This is a genomic window from Rhodoferax sp. P1_F3 (assembly GCF_056405715.1).
The window spans coordinates 359,058-373,543 of the sequence record NZ_JBFUBO010000006.1 but is presented as its reverse complement, the minus strand read 5'-3'; the positions used below and the strand labels follow the sequence as shown (position 1 = coordinate 373,543).

Genomic DNA, 14,486 nt, shown 5'->3' with positions numbered 1-14,486 from the left:
ATATGTTCAAGCTTGACAGAACCCTGACTTACCGACTCCATTTGCTGCACAAGCTGAGCGACATTGGAAGTCAACGGGCCTATGCCACCGATGCCGGACTATCCATGAGTGATGGCCGTTGTCTGGCAGCAGTGGGGGCATTTGCACCGCTGTCGGTGAGCGATTTGGCCCAAAGAGCTAATTTAAATAAAGGGCAGGCTAGCCGCGCGGCGCAATCTTTGGTTGACCAGGGCCTGGTGCTTAAACGTTCGAGCTCGGCAGATGGTCGAGGCGTAGTTCTCACCTTGACACCAAAAGGCAAGACAGCATGGAAGCGTGCGATGGATGTGGTGGGGCAGCGCAACAAAGATATCTTCGGCGGATTGAGCCCTACAGAGCAGAGTCAGCTAAGCAGTTTTTTTGACCGCCTGATTGCTGATGCCCGCTCTAGTGGCGATCTGGCTGAAGCTGCCGAAGACTAAATTTTCAGGAGAGAAATGATGACCGCATCCAGCTTGCTTTACCTGTCTGGTTTTGGCAATGAATTGGTCAGTGAAGCTGTCGCCGGTGCGCTGCCCACGGGTCGCAATAGCCCGCAACGTGCGCCTCATGACCTGTATACCGAGCTGCTGTCCGGCACCGCCTTCACCGCCCCGCGCGCCGAAAACCGCCGCACCTGGCTGTACCGCCGCCAGCCTTCGGTGATGAGTGGCAGTTACCAGCCTTACGCGCAGGTGTTGTGGACAAGCGGTGCGGCTGGGGGCAAAAAAGTGCCGCCTGAACCGCTGCGCTGGGCCGCGTTTGACATCCCGGCCGACCCGCTGGATTTTGTCGACGGTATTCGGACCCTGGTAGCCAATGGCGACCCCGATACCCAGATCGGCATGGCTGCACTGGTTTATCTGGCGAACTGTTCGATGTCGGGGCGCGCCCTGGTCAATGCCGACGGTGAAATGCTGCTGGTGCCGCAGCAGGGCCGACTTGTATTGACGACCGAGTTGGGCATTCTGGATGTCAAGCCAGGTGAAGTAGTGCTGGTGCCGCGTGGTTTGGCCTTCAGCGTGGCGCTGCCCGATGGCGCTTCACGTGGATATGTCTGTGAAAACTACGGTGCCCTTTTCCGCCTGCCAGAGCTTGGGCCGATTGGCTCCAACGGCCTGGCCAATGCCCGTGACTTTCTGGCCCCTACTGCGGCTTTTGACGGCGCAGCGCCTGATGGCGGTTTTGAAATCATCAAAAAATACGGCGGCAGCCTGTGGACGGCCCGCCAGCCACACAGCCCGTTTAACGTGGTGGCATGGCATGGCAATTTGGTGCCTTATAAATATGACACGGTCAATTTCATGACCATAGGCTCAATTAGCTACGACCACCCCGATCCGTCAATTTTTACCATGCTGACCTCGCCATCCGACACGCCCGGCACGGCCAACTGCGACTTTGTGATCTTTCCGCCGCGCTGGCTGGTGGCTGAAGACACCTTCCGGCCGCCCTGGTATCACCGCAACTTGATGAGCGAGTTCATGGGCTTGGTGTACGGCCAGTACGACGCCAAACCCGAAGGTTTTAAACCCGGCGGCGCATCGCTGCACAACTGCATGGTGCCGCATGGCCCCGACGCCGATGCCTTCGAAAAGGCCAGCGCCGCCGAGCTGACCCCACACAAACTCGACAACACCCTGGCCTTCATGTTTGAAAGCCGTTATCGTTTTGTGCCCACGGCCTATGCGATGAACGGCGGGGCGCTGGATGTGAATTACGCGAATTGCTGGAGCGGGTTAAAGGACCAGTTCACGGGCTGATGATCCTTTTACAGCTCCCTCTTCCTAAGCAAGAGAGGGGCAAGCCAGACATCCATCTTTTATCCACAAGAGTCAACATGACCACCCCAAACACCTCTGCCACTTACTCCATCAACGCCACCCACAACCCGGCACTTCGCAGTTGGGTTGAATCAGCCAATGCAGAGGGCAATGATTTCCCCATCCAGAACCTGCCTTTTGGCAGCTTTCGGCCTGCAGGCAGCCAGCAAGCCCTGCGTATTGGTGTCGCCATCGGCAACCAGGTGCTGGATCTGAAAGCTGTCGGGCTGATTTCGACCAGCGACATGAACGAGCTGATGGCCCTAGGCACAGCCGAACGCCAGGCCCTGCGCGCCGCGATTTCAGCCGGTTTGAGTGAAGGCAGCAGCCAGCAGGCGGAATGGCAGGCCGCCTTGCTGGCCCAGTCCGAAGTAGAAATGGCCGTGCCTTGCCGCATCGGCGACTACACCGACTTCTACACCGGCATACACCACGCCACCAGCGTCGGCAAACTGTTCAGGCCCGACGAGCCTCTGCTACCTAATTACAAATGGGTGCCGATTGGTTACCATGGCCGAACCTCGTCGATTGGTGTTAGCGGCCAAGCTTTTCATCGTCCGCGGGGCCAGACCAAAGGCCCGAACGAAATCTACCCCAGCCTGCGTCCCAGCCAGCGGCTGGACTATGAACTTGAACTTGGTATTTTTATGGGCACGCCCAATGAGCTGGGTGAATCCGTGAGCCTGGACGATGCCGAATCACACGCTTTTGGCTTGGTGCTGCTCAATGACTGGTCAGCACGTGACTTACAGGCCTGGGAATACCAGCCGCTGGGTCCGTTTCTGGCTAAAAACTTTGCCAGCACGATCTCGCCGTGGATGGTGACCATGGAGGCGCTGGCGCCTTTCCGCAGGCCGTTTGCTCGTGCCGAAACCGACCCACAGCCCTTGCCTTACCTAGAGTCGGAAGTCAATCGGCAGCAAGGCGGGTTGGACGTGGCGCTGGAAGTCTGGCTGCATACCTCGAAAATGCGCGAAACCAAGGCCACACCCGAACGTCTGTCGCAGTCCAATTTTTCTGATGCCTACTGGACACTGGCACAGGTAATTGCACACCACACAGTTAACGGTTGCAACCTGCAGCCCGGCGATCTGCTCGGTTCGGGCACCCTGTCAGGGTCCACGCCAGAGCAGGCCGGATCACTGCTGGAACTGAGCGCTGGTGGCAAAAAAGCGCTGATCTTGGCCAATGGCGAGACACGCACATTTCTGGAAGACGGTGATTCGGTGATCTTGCGTGCCTATTGCCAGCGTGAGGGTTTCCGGCGCATTGGTTTTGGTGATTGCCAAGGCCACGTGTTACCCGCAAAAGTTTAATTCAAGAGTTACGCCCGTGACTTCATCGCCATGGGCCTCAAGTAAATGCCATTCGCATTAGGGTCAGTTCCGCCAGTCGAATACCCTGTGACTAAATTCCCCAACCTCCATTTCTGATTGGCTTAGAAATTCGAGGGGGGATTCGTCCTTCGATTCATCGTTCGGATACTTCAATCGTTCGGATACAGACCCAAGGTACGCGCCTGCAGGCGCGCCAGGCCCAGCAAGGCGTTGGTGAATGGCGTCGGCACCTCGGCGATCTGGCCCAACTCTCTCACCGTGCCAACCAGGGCGTCGAGTTCGACCGCCCTGCGAGCTTCCACGTCTTGCAGCATGGACGTTTTTATTGCGCCCAGTTTGAGCGTGATCGCATGTCGGTCGGCCGGTTCTTGATTGATGGGCAGGCCGAGGCGCGCGCCGATTTCCTTTGCCTCAAGCATCACGTAGGTGACGAATTCGCGCACCAGATCGTCGCTGAGAATGCGATCCGTCGTCGCCCCGGTCAGCGCGCTGACGGGATTCATCGTCATGTTGCCCCAAAGTTTGTACCAAACGTCGCGCTGGATGCGCTCAGACACCGAGGCATCGAAGCCTGCAGCAATCAATTTCGCGCACAGCGATTGCACTCGCGCTCCCGACTGGCCTGCCGCATCGCCGAGTATCAAACCATGACCCTGGCGGTGAAGCACGTAGCCAGGTTCCTTGAGCAGGCAGCTGGCATGCACGACGCAACCGACCACCTGCGCGGCCGGAATGGCCATGGCGATCGCGCCATCAGGATCGATCGTCTTCAAGCGCTGGCCGGCACTTTTCCCATCCAGCCCGGCACAAAACCACCACGGCACGCCATTCATCGCCGTCAAGACCATCGTGTCCGGTTTCAACAAGGGTGCGATCTGCGCCGCGACGGCCTTCATCGCGGGAGCCTTCACGGCAACAATCACGAGATCCTGCGGCCCGAGATCGGCTGGCGACGCGCTCGCGCGCACGCTGACCGCATGGCTTGCGCCATCTTCGTCGAGCCGGAGCCCATGTTGCTGGATCGCCGCGAGCGTCACGCCGCGTGCCACCACGCTCACGTCGCAACCGGCTTGGGCCAGCTTGACGCCAATCCAGCCGCCGATCGCGCCAGCACCATAAATACAGATTTTCATGATTTCATTCCTTGTAAGAGGGATCGATACGATCGATTTGCCGCACCAGGGCGTCGAACATGTCTTGTCCGGCCCCGTGGAGGGGATCGAACTGCAACGCGTCGCGTGTGCAACTACGCGCCACCGCTTCGGGGATCAGGCGCGCTGCTCCCATCGAAAGCGTGGCCAGTTGGATTTCGCACGCGCGGTTCAGGGTCCACAAGATCGCGAAGGTTTGCGGCAGCGTCTGTCCCCACGCCAGCAAGCCATGGTTGCGCAGAATCACCGCAGGCCGATTGCCGATGTGTTCCAGCAGGCGCGGCCCTTCCTCGGAATGGATCGTAATGCCCTCAAAGTCATGGTAGGCCAGCATGTCGTGCAATTGCGCGCTATAAAAGTTTGATTGCTGCAGACCCTGCTCAAGGCAGGCGACGGCAACGCCCGCCGTCGTGTGCGTATGCATCACACAATGTGCGCCTGGCACGCCGTCATGGATGGCCGCATGCACAGTAAAGCCGGCTGGATTCACGGGATACGGCGATCCATCCAGATTGTTGCCACGCGAATCGATCTTCACGAGATTGTTGGCGGTGACTTCGCTGTAGTGGAGCCCGAACGGATTGATCAAAAATTGGCGCTCATCTCCACTGATACTGCCCGGCAAGCGCAGGGTGATGTGGTTGTAGATCATCTCCGTCCAGCCGAGCAGCGCGAAGATACGGTAGCAGGCCGCCAGCTGCACCCGGGCTTGCCACTCGTCGTGGTGCATCGCGGCACGATCCTGCCCAGGGGATGGGATTTTTTCAATCATCGACATGGTGTCCTTGCCCCGGTTCAAGCCGCGCTGGAGAGCACGCTGGCGATCGCCTTCGTCACGTCGCCAACGTTGCGTTCATTCAATCCTGCGACGCACATGCGCCCGGAACGTAAAAGATAGACGGCGTGCTCTTTGCGCAAGCGTTCAACCTGCGCTTCTGTCAAGCCCGTATAGGTGAACATGCCGCGCTGTGTGAGGTAGCGCGCCCGAAGGAGCTCGTCCGCGTGGCCACTCAAGCCCTCATACATAGCGTGCCGCATCGCGACGATACGGTCGCGCATCAGGCCCAATTCCCGCTCCCACGCTGCGCGCAGCGATGGCGTGGCCAGCACGCTGGCGACGATGCGCGCGCCATGGGTTGGAGGACTGCTGTAGTTGGCGCGCACGGTCGATGTCAGTTGGCCAAATACCTTGCCCGCCTCGTCTGCCGTTTCGCACAACACGCTGAGCGCGCCACACCGCTCGCCGTAAAGCGAAAAATTCTTGGAGAACGAATTGGCAACCACGAGCGGTACGCCGGCAGACGCGAGCAAGCGGATGCAGGATGCATCTTCGTCCAGTCCTGCGCCGAATCCCTGATAGGCCATGTCAACGAATGCGATCAGGCGCCGCTGCTGCAACACGGGAATGAGTTCGCCCCATTGCCCATCGTTCAAGTCAACCCCCGTCGGGTTATGACAACAGGCGTGCAGCAACACGATGCTTTGCGCTGGCAAACGCTTGAGCGCATCGAGCATCTCGGCAAAGCGCACGCCTCCCGTGTGCGGATCGTAGTAGGGGTAATTGTTCACGGTGAAGCCCGCACCTTCGAACACGACCCGATGGTTTTCCCAACTTGGATCGCTGATCCAGACCTGGGAAGCCGGGAAATGGCGTTTCAGAAAATCGGCGCCGACCTTGAGTGCACCGGAGCCGCCTATCGTTTGCAGAGTCGCAATCCGACCGAGCGCCCGCGCCTCGCTGTCGGCGCCGAACACGAGTGCCTGCGCCGCGTCGCGGTAGGCCGCTAGGCCTGCCATTGGCAGATACGGACGCGGACCTATGACCTCAAGCGTTTCCGTTTCCGCGGTGCCGACGGCGCCGATCACCGGCAGCTTGCCTGCATCATCGAAATAGATGCCGATGCTGAGGTTGACTTTGTTCTCGCGTTGATCGCGCTGAAAATCCTCGTTGAGGCTGAGGATAGGGTCGCCGGCATAGGAGGGAATATGTTCGAACATGTGACTCTCTTCGTGAGGACTGGATACGTTAAAAAATGGGCGAAACAGGTGAGACGACCGGGTCCGCTGCGGGCGGCTATCGGGTTGGCGGTGGCGCGTCGCAAAAAGAGTGTCGATCGGAACGCCACGCTGAACAATCAATCGATTTTCCGGCATTCGTAAGTTTCTCTTTACAATCCACCCATGCCTCTGAACCGCGTCACCTTTCGGCAATTCGAAGCATTTCTCGCCATCGCCGACCTCCATGGCATCGGCGCGGCGGCGCAACGGCTCGGTCTGACGTCGTCGGCCGTGAGCCAGCTACTGGCCGAACTGGAGTCGGAGCTGGGCTTCCGGCTGTTCGACCGCACGACGCGGCGTGTCAGCCTGTCGAGTGCGGGCAAAGATTTCCTCTCTTCGGCCGAATCCGTTTTGCGCCATGTGCAAGCGGCCGCTCAATCGGCGGACGATATTCGCAACCGCGCCGCGGGCATCGTTCGCGTGGGCGCGCCGCTGGTGCTGGCCAGCACGGCACTGCCGGCGGCCATCGCTGAATATGCGCGCGAGAAACCAAAAGTCATCGTGCGGATCTGTGACACGCCGGTCGAGCAACTTGTCGCACGCGTTGCAAGTGGCGACGTGGACCTCGCGATTGGCCCGGACCGCCCGACGGGGGACGAGGTTCATTGCGAACAGGTATACGCGACCCCGTGGGTGTTGTGGTGCGCCCCGACCCATCGGCTCAATCAGCTCAGCCGCGTGCGCTGGCAAGACTTACGCGATGTGCCGCTGGTCACGACCGGGCGTGACCACGAAGGCGGTGTCGCGCAGATGTTCGTCAACCTGCCGGCGGACACGCGCATCATCCCCATCGATGTGGTTGACAACGTCACGACTGCGTTCGGTCTGGCCTCGCATGGACTTGCCGCAACGCTGGCGCCGACCTACGTCGCCCCGCTGGCGGCGGCATTTGGTCTCGTCATGCGAAACATAGTCGAGCCAGAGACGATCCGGCATGTCTGCATTTATCGACCCGTCGCGCGCGCGCTGTCTCCACCGGCAGACGGTTTTGCTGAATTCCTGGCACCGTGCTTGCTGCGTTGGGATCGGGATATGCAGAGTCAGTTTCAGCGCAAGCCGTGATTCAAGTCGCACGAACACGTTATTGCCGCACAAAAAAAAACCGCGCAGCCCTTGCGGAGTCTGCGCGGACCGCTACTGAATTTGTAGCGTTTTCAGCGAATTTTTGATCCTTACTTCCGCGCCGGTGGCACATCCGTACAAGAGCCATGCGCAATCTCCGCCGCCATGCCAATGCTTTCGCCCAGCGTCGGGTGCGGGTGGATCGTCTTGCCGATGTCCACCGCGTCAGCACCCATCTCGATGGCCAGGGCGATCTCACCGATCATGTCGCCGGCATGGGTTCCGACCATGCCGCCGCCCAGGATCTTGCCGTGGCCATGGGCTTCGGGGGAATCATCAAACAGCAGTTTGGTAACGCCTTCGTCGCGACCATTCGCAATCGCGCGACCGGATGCCGTCCAAGGGAACAGGCCCTTCTTGACCTTGATGCCCTGGGCCTTGGCCTGGTCTTCGGTGAGACCGACCCAGGCCACCTCGGGGTCGGTGTAGGCCACCGATGGAATGACGCGGGCGTTGAAGGCGGCTGCGGCCAGTTCCTTGTTGCCTTGCAGTTCACCGGCAATCACTTCGGCCGCCACGTGCGCCTCGTGCACCGCCTTGTGCGCCAGCATGGGCTGGCCGACGATGTCGCCGATGGCGAAGATGTGCGGCACGTTGGTGCGCATCTGGATGTCGACGTTGATGAAGCCACGGTCCGTGACGGCCAGACCGGCCTTCTCGGCGGCGATTTTCTTGCCGTTGGGCGTACGGCCCACAGCTTGCAGCACCAGGTCGTAAACCTGCGGTGCGGGGGCGGTGCCGCCCTCCTCGGCCGCTGCGAAGGTGACTTCGATGCCTTCGGGCAAGGCGCGTGCGGAGACGGTCTTGGTCTTGAGCATGATGTTGTCGAAACGCTTGGCGTTCATCTTTTGCCAGATCTTGACCAGGTCGCGGTCGGCGCCTTGCATCAGGCCGTCCAGCATTTCCACCACGTCCAGGCGCGCGCCCAGCGTGCTGTAGACGGTGCCCATTTCCAAGCCAATGATGCCGCCGCCCAAAATCAGCATGCGCTTGGGCACACCGGTCAGCGCCAAGGCGCCCGTACTGTCAACGACGCGCGGGTCGTTGGGCATAAAAGGCAGGCGCACAGCTTGCGAGCCCGCGGCGATGATGGCGCGCTTGAAAGCGATGACCTTCTTGCTGCCGGTCTTCTCTTGCGCGGTGCCGCTGGTTTCTTCTACTTCCAGGTGGTTGGCGCCGACAAAGTTGCCGTAGCCGCGCACGGTGGTGACCTTGCGCATCTTGGCCATGGCAGCCAGGCCGCCGGTCAGCTTGCCGATGACCTTTTCCTTGTGGCCGCGCAGCTTGTCGATGTTCAGCGTCGGGGCGCCAAAGTCCACGCCCAGGTCGGCCATGTGGCTCACTTCGTCCATCACGGCTGCCACGTGCAGCAGTGCCTTGGAGGGGATGCAACCCACGTTCAGGCACACGCCACCCAGGGTGGCATAGCGCTCGACCATGATGACCTTCAGGCCCAGGTCGGCCGCGCGGAAGGCGGCGGAATAACCACCGGGGCCGCCGCCGATCACCACCACGTCGCATTCCAGATCGGCGCTGCCGCCAAAACTGGAAGCAGCAGGCGCAGGCGCCGCTACAGAAACAGGAGCTGCTGGCGCAGCAGCGACGGGGGCTGGAGTCGGTTTTGACTCAGCAGCTGGGGCTGCTGCAGCGCCAGCGGTTTCCAGCAAGACCACCACGGTGCCCTGCTTGACCTTGTCGCCCAGCTTGACTTTCAGTTCCTTGACCACGCCGCCTTCGCTGGCGGGGATTTCCATGGAGGCCTTGTCGCTCTCCACAGTGATCAGGCTTTGCTCGGCCTTGATGGTGTCGCCCACCTTGACCAGCAGTTCGATGACCGCCACTTCGTCCAAGTCGCCAATGTCCGGAACCTTGATTTCTACGATTGCCATAGCTTTACTCGCTTTTTTGTTTCTTCAGTTTGATGGTGAACACCTCAACCGGGCCGGCCGAGTTTTTGTCAAATTCGCATCCTGCCTGCACGCCCGCCACCGCCAGCTCGCGCGCCGTCTTGGGGCTGTCCCACGCGGCGTGCATGGCACCCAGCGCAAAACTGCGGCCGCTGCCAATGCCCCAGAACTCCTTGAACTCAAAGACTTCCCGGTAACTGTAGAGGCCATAGATGCCGGTCGCGTTGGCAATAACCACGCTGAACTGGCTGGACTCGTACGGGTCGTTGTCGTCTTCCTTGGTTTGCAGGAAGAACGTGTCCTTGAGCACCGGATGCAGCTGGGTGAAAGTGTCAAACACCTGGTCTTTGCTGTTCAGGCGCAGCTTGTCGGCGGGCAGTGCAGCCATCGCCTTGCGCAGCACCGGAAAATGCGCCACCGTACCCGCCAGCCCCACATAGCTGATGCCACCAACGCCCTCTACCTTGAAGAGCTTGCTGTTGGCCTCGAACCGGTGGTTCAGGCGGGTGTCGCCAAAGGTGACCAGGGTGTCGGCGGCGATTGCCACCTGCCCGGCCTTTTTGACAACAACGATGGTCGTCATGCGGGCCTTACAGCAGCACGCGGCGGAAGTCACCCAGGATCTGGCCCAGGTACACGTTGAAGCGTGCAGCGGCTGCGCCGTCGATCACGCGGTGGTCCCAGGTCAGCGACAAGGGCAGCATCAGGCGCGGGACAAAGGCCTTGCCGTCCCACACAGGTTCCATCTGGCTCTTGCAGACGCCCAGGATGGCCACTTCAGGCGCGTTGATGATGGGCGTGAAGTAACGCCCACCAATGCCGCCCAGGCTGGAGATGGTGAAGCAGGCACCGGACATGTCGGCCGGGCTCAGCTTGCCGTCGCGCGCCTTCTTGGCCAGCTCGCCCATCTCGGTGCTGATCTGGAAGATGCCCTTTTTGTCGGCGTCCTTGATCACGGGCACCACCAGGCCATTGGGCGTATCCGCCGCAAAACCGATGTGGTAGTACTGCTTGTAGATCAGCGCATCGCCGTCCAGCGAGCTGTTGAACTCGGGGAACTTCTTGAGCGCAGCCACGCAGGCCTTGATCAGGAAGGCCAGCATGGTGACTTTGATGCCGCTCTTTTCGTTCTCTTTGTTGGTGGACACGCGGAAGGCTTCGAGGTCGGTGATGTCGGCGTCGTCGTGGTTGGTGACGGCCGGAATCATGATGGCGTTGCGCAGCAGGTTGGCGCCGCTGATCTTCTTGATGCGCGACATTTCCTTGCGCTCGATGGGGCCGAACTTCGCAAAGTCCACCTTCGGCCAGGGGATCAGACCCAGGCCGGCACCATCGTTCCCACCAGACGTCTTGGCTTGCGCCGCAGCGGCCAGGGTTTGTACCGCACCGCTCATCACGGAGCGGGTGAAGCCCTGTACATCGGCCTCGGTAATGCGGCCCTTGGGGCCGCTGCCTTTGATTTCGTTCAGAGGTACGCCGAGTTCACGGGCGAACTTGCGCACCGAAGGCGACGCATGGGGCAGGCCCAGCGTGGCGCCACCGGGGGCATGGGCTGGCACGGCCAACGCAGCGGCAGGTGCCGCAACGGCGGCAGCTGCCACGGGAGCAGGCACTGCGGCAGCCGCCACCGGGGCGGGAGCCGCAGGAGCCGCCGCAGGGGCTGCGCCCACCACGCCGTCCAACACCACCACCAGGTCACCGATGTTCACGGTGTCACCGATCTTGACCTTGATCTCCTTCACCACACCAGCGGTGCTGGACGGGATCTCCATGGAGGCCTTGTCACTCTCCACGGTGATCAGGCTTTGCTCGACCTTGATGGTGTCGCCCACCTTGACCAGCAACTCAATGACGGCCACGTCCTTGAAATCGCCAATGTCAGGCACCCGCACTTCCACGGGACCAGATGCTGCAGCAGCTGCAACGGGTGTTGCCGCTACAGAAACAGGAGCTGCTGGCGCAGCAGCTGCGGGGGCTGGGGCCGCTTTTGGCTCAGAAACCGGGGCGGCAGCGCCACCTTCCGCTTCCAGCACCAGCACCACAGAGCCTTGCTTGACCTTGTCGCCCAGCTTGACCTTGATCTCCTTGACCACACCCGCGGTGCTGGACGGGATTTCCATGGAGGCCTTGTCGCTCTCCACGGTGATCAGGCTTTGCTCGGCCTTCACGGTGTCGCCCACCTTGACCATCAATTCGATCACCGCCACCTCGTCGAGGTCGCCAATGTCCGGGACTTGTACTTCTACGATTGCCATGTTGTTTGTCTCCGGTGCTTAGGCGTACAGGGGGTTCACTTTGTCGGCGTTGATGCCGTACTTCTTGATGGCCTCTGCCACCTTGGCCACAGGCACCGTGCCGTCTTCGCTCAGTGCCTTCAAGGCGGCGACCACGATGTAGTGGCGGTTCACCTCGAAGTGCTCACGCAGCTTGCTGCGGAAGTCGGAGCGGCCAAAGCCGTCGGTGCCCAGCACCTTGTAGGTACGGCCCTTGGGCACGAAGGGGCGAATCTGCTCGGCGTAGGCCTTCATGTAGTCGGTCGACGCGACCACGGGGCCGGTGGACTTGCCGAGTTGCTCTTCCACAAACGACACGCGCGGTGTTTCCAGCGGATGCAGCAGGTTCCAGCGGTCGGCGTCCTGGCCGTCGCGGGTCAGCTCGTTAAAGCTTGGGCAGCTCCACACATCAGCACCCACGCCCCAGTCTTTTTCCAGCAGCTCTTGTGCAGCAATGCTCTCGCGCAGGATGGTGCCCGAGCCCAGCAGTTGCACGCGCGGTGCTTTCTTGGTCAGCGCGAGGCCTTCCTTGCACAGGTACATGCCCTTGATGATCTGCTCTTCGGTGCCTGCCTTCAGGCCGGGCATGGCGTAGTTTTCGTTCAGCAGCGTCAGGTAGTAGTAGACGTTGTCCTGTTTCTCCACCATGCGCTTCAAGCCGTGGTGCAGGATGACGCCCACTTCGTGCGCGAAGGTCGGGTCATAGCTGATGCAGTTCGGAATCGTGCCGGCCATGATGTGGCTGTGGCCGTCTTCGTGCTGCAGGCCTTCGCCGTTCAGCGTGGTGCGCCCGGAGGTACCGCCCAACAAGAAGCCACGTGCTTGCATGTCACCCGCCGCCCAGGCCAGATCGCCAATGCGCTGGAAGCCAAACATCGAGTAGTACACGTAGAACGGAATCATGATCCGGTTGCTGGTGCTGTAGCTGGTCGCTGCGGCAATCCAGCTGCTCATGCCGCCGGCTTCGTTGATGCCTTCTTGCAGGATCTGACCCGCCTTGTCTTCCTTGTAGTACATGACCTGGTCTTTGTCGACCGGGGTGTACTTCTGGCCTTCGGGGTTGTAGATACCCACTTGGCGGAACAGGCCTTCCATACCAAAGGTACGGGCCTCGTCCACCAAAATTGGCACCACGCGCGGGCCCAGGGCTTGGTCGCGCAGCAGCTGTGTCAAAAAGCGCACATAGGCTTGGGTGGTGCTGATCTCGCGGCCTTCGGCCGTAGGTTCCATCACCGCCTTGAAGGTGCCCAGCGAGGGCACGGTGAACTGCTCGTCCGACTTGGTGCGGCGGTGTGGCAGGTAGCCGCCCAAGGCCTTGCGGCGCTCGTGCAGGTACTTCATTTCCGGGGTGTCGTCTGCGGGCTTGTAGAACGGCACATTGGGCAGATCGCTGTCTGGCACGGGGATGTTGAAGCGGTCGCGGAAGGCTTTGATGTCCTCGTCGGTCAGCTTCTTGGTCTGGTGCACGGTGTTTTTGCCTTCACCCGACTTGCCCATGCCAAAGCCCTTGACGGTCTTGATCAGCAGCACGGTGGGCTGGTCTTTGTGGTTCACAGCCTTGTGGAAGGCGGCGTACACCTTCTTGGAGTCGTGGCCACCACGGCGCAGGTCGAAGATCTCTTCGTCCGACATCTTGGACACCATCTCCAGCGTACGCGGGTCTTTGCCGAAGAAATGCTTGCGCACGTAGGCACCGTCGTTGGCCTTCATGGCCTGGTAGTCGCCGTCCAGCGTGTCCATCATCAGCTTCTTCAGGGCGCCTTCCTTATCGCGCGCCAAGAGCGCATCCCAGCCAGAGCCCCACAGCAGCTTGATCACGTTCCAGCCCGCACCGCGGAATTCGCCTTCCAGCTCTTGCACGATCTTGCCGTTGCCGCGCACCGGGCCGTCCAGACGTTGCAAGTTGCAGTTGATGACGAACACCAGGTTGTCCAGCTTCTCGCGTGCGGCCAGGCCAATGGCGCCCAGCGATTCGACCTCGTCCATTTCGCCATCGCCGCAGAACACCCAGACCTTGCGGTTTTCGGTATTGGCAATGCCGCGAGCGTGCAAGTACTTGAGGAAGCGGGCTTGGTAGATCGCCATCAACGGGCCCAGGCCCATGGAGACGGTGGGGAACTGCCAGAACTCGGGCATCAGCTTGGGGTGCGGGTAGCTGGAGAGGCCTTTGCCGTCCACTTCCTGGCGGAAGTTCAGCAGTTGCTCCTCAGAAAGGCGGCCTTCCAGGTAGGCTCGAGCGTACACACCGGGGGATACGTGGCCTTGGATGTACAGGCAATCACCACCGTGGTTTTCGCTTTCAGCGTGCCAGAAGTGGTTGAAGCCTGCGCCAAACAGGCTGGCCAGCGAGGCAAACGAGCCAATGTGGCCGCCCAGGTCGCCACCGTCCACGGGGTGGTGGCGGTTGGCCTTGACCACCATGGCCATGGCGTTCCAGCGCATGTAGGCGCGCAGGCGCTCTTCGATTTCCAGGTTGCCAGGGGAGCGCTCTTCTTCCGAGGGCTCAATGGTGTTCACGTAGCCGGTGTTGGCCGAGAAAGGCATGTCAATGCTCTTTTGGCGCGCATGCTCCAGCAGCTGCTCCAACAGAAAGTGGGCGCGCTCAGGGCCCTCAGCTTCGATGACCGCGCTTAAAGCGTCCATCCATTCACGGGTTTCCTGACCGTCCACGTCGGACGTACCCAAAGGGTTTTGGGGAACTGCTGCCATTGATGTCTCCTTCTTGGTACTTTGGCGTAATTTAGTGCGGTAGCCCTAGTTTCTCATATTTATTTATGCATTTCAAATCATGCCAAAT

The 14,486-nt window shown here is 60.7% G+C and carries 11 protein-coding genes; 4 read left to right on the top strand and 7 right to left on the bottom strand.

Going from position 1 to position 14,486, the window contains the following annotated elements; genetic code table 11:
• Positions 1 to 2: 2 nt before the first annotated feature.
• The 3 genes from AC1DZ5_RS12545 to fahA all read left to right on the top strand — a co-directional run bounded on the left by AC1DZ5_RS12545 (position 3) and on the right by fahA (position 3,157).
• Positions 3 to 461, top strand: coding sequence for a MarR family winged helix-turn-helix transcriptional regulator (locus AC1DZ5_RS12545; RefSeq protein ID WP_477889483.1), 459 nt, complete (start codon positions 3 to 5; stop codon positions 459 to 461).
• A gap of 18 nt (positions 462 to 479) precedes the next feature.
• A complete protein-coding gene (hmgA, locus tag AC1DZ5_RS12540) occupies positions 480 to 1,781 on the top strand; it encodes a homogentisate 1,2-dioxygenase (RefSeq protein WP_477889481.1) in 1,302 nt (433 codons plus the stop codon).
• A 77-nt stretch (positions 1,782 to 1,858) separates the two neighbouring features.
• A complete protein-coding gene (fahA, locus tag AC1DZ5_RS12535; RefSeq protein WP_477889479.1) occupies positions 1,859 to 3,157 on the top strand; it encodes a fumarylacetoacetase in 1,299 nt (432 codons plus the stop codon).
• Positions 3,158 to 3,327: 170 nt separating this feature from the next.
• On the opposite strand, the gene AC1DZ5_RS12530 is transcribed toward fahA, so the two are convergent.
• The 3 genes from AC1DZ5_RS12530 to AC1DZ5_RS12520 are packed head-to-tail and all read right to left on the bottom strand — an operon-like array spanning position 3,328 to position 6,327.
• Positions 3,328 to 4,311: a 2-dehydropantoate 2-reductase gene (locus AC1DZ5_RS12530; RefSeq protein ID WP_477889477.1), complete on the bottom strand. Its 984-nt coding sequence runs from the start codon at positions 4,309 to 4,311 to the stop codon at positions 3,328 to 3,330.
• Between the two features lie 4 nt (positions 4,312 to 4,315).
• Complete coding sequence (locus tag AC1DZ5_RS12525; RefSeq protein ID WP_477889475.1) at positions 4,316 to 5,107, bottom strand: class II aldolase/adducin family protein; 792 nt, start codon at positions 5,105 to 5,107, stop codon at positions 4,316 to 4,318.
• Positions 5,108 to 5,124: 17 nt separating this feature from the next.
• A complete protein-coding gene (locus AC1DZ5_RS12520; protein ID WP_477889473.1) occupies positions 5,125 to 6,327 on the bottom strand; it encodes an amino acid aminotransferase in 1,203 nt (400 codons plus the stop codon).
• Positions 6,328 to 6,510: 183 nt separating this feature from the next.
• Between AC1DZ5_RS12520 and AC1DZ5_RS12515 the strand changes: the two genes are divergently transcribed.
• Positions 6,511 to 7,449 (top strand): LysR family transcriptional regulator, encoded by a 939-nt coding sequence (locus AC1DZ5_RS12515; protein ID WP_477889471.1) that lies wholly within the window; start codon positions 6,511 to 6,513, stop codon positions 7,447 to 7,449.
• A gap of 110 nt (positions 7,450 to 7,559) precedes the next feature.
• Here the strand turns inward: AC1DZ5_RS12515 and lpdA are convergent, their stop codons facing one another.
• From lpdA to aceE, 4 genes are read right to left on the bottom strand one after another with little or no spacing between them, the layout of a single operon-like run.
• A complete protein-coding gene (gene lpdA, locus AC1DZ5_RS12510; RefSeq protein WP_477889469.1) occupies positions 7,560 to 9,398 on the bottom strand; it encodes a dihydrolipoyl dehydrogenase in 1,839 nt (612 codons plus the stop codon).
• 4 nt (positions 9,399 to 9,402) lie between these two features.
• A complete protein-coding gene (locus AC1DZ5_RS12505; protein WP_477889467.1) occupies positions 9,403 to 9,999 on the bottom strand; it encodes an MFS transporter in 597 nt (198 codons plus the stop codon).
• A gap of 7 nt (positions 10,000 to 10,006) precedes the next feature.
• Positions 10,007 to 11,671, bottom strand: coding sequence for a dihydrolipoyllysine-residue acetyltransferase (gene aceF, locus AC1DZ5_RS12500; protein WP_477889465.1), 1,665 nt, complete (start codon positions 11,669 to 11,671; stop codon positions 10,007 to 10,009).
• An 18-nt stretch (positions 11,672 to 11,689) separates the two neighbouring features.
• Positions 11,690 to 14,398, bottom strand: a complete 2,709-nt coding sequence (gene aceE, locus AC1DZ5_RS12495; RefSeq protein WP_477889463.1) for a pyruvate dehydrogenase (acetyl-transferring), homodimeric type — start codon at positions 14,396 to 14,398, stop codon at positions 11,690 to 11,692.
• Between the last annotated feature and the right edge of the window lie 88 nt (positions 14,399 to 14,486).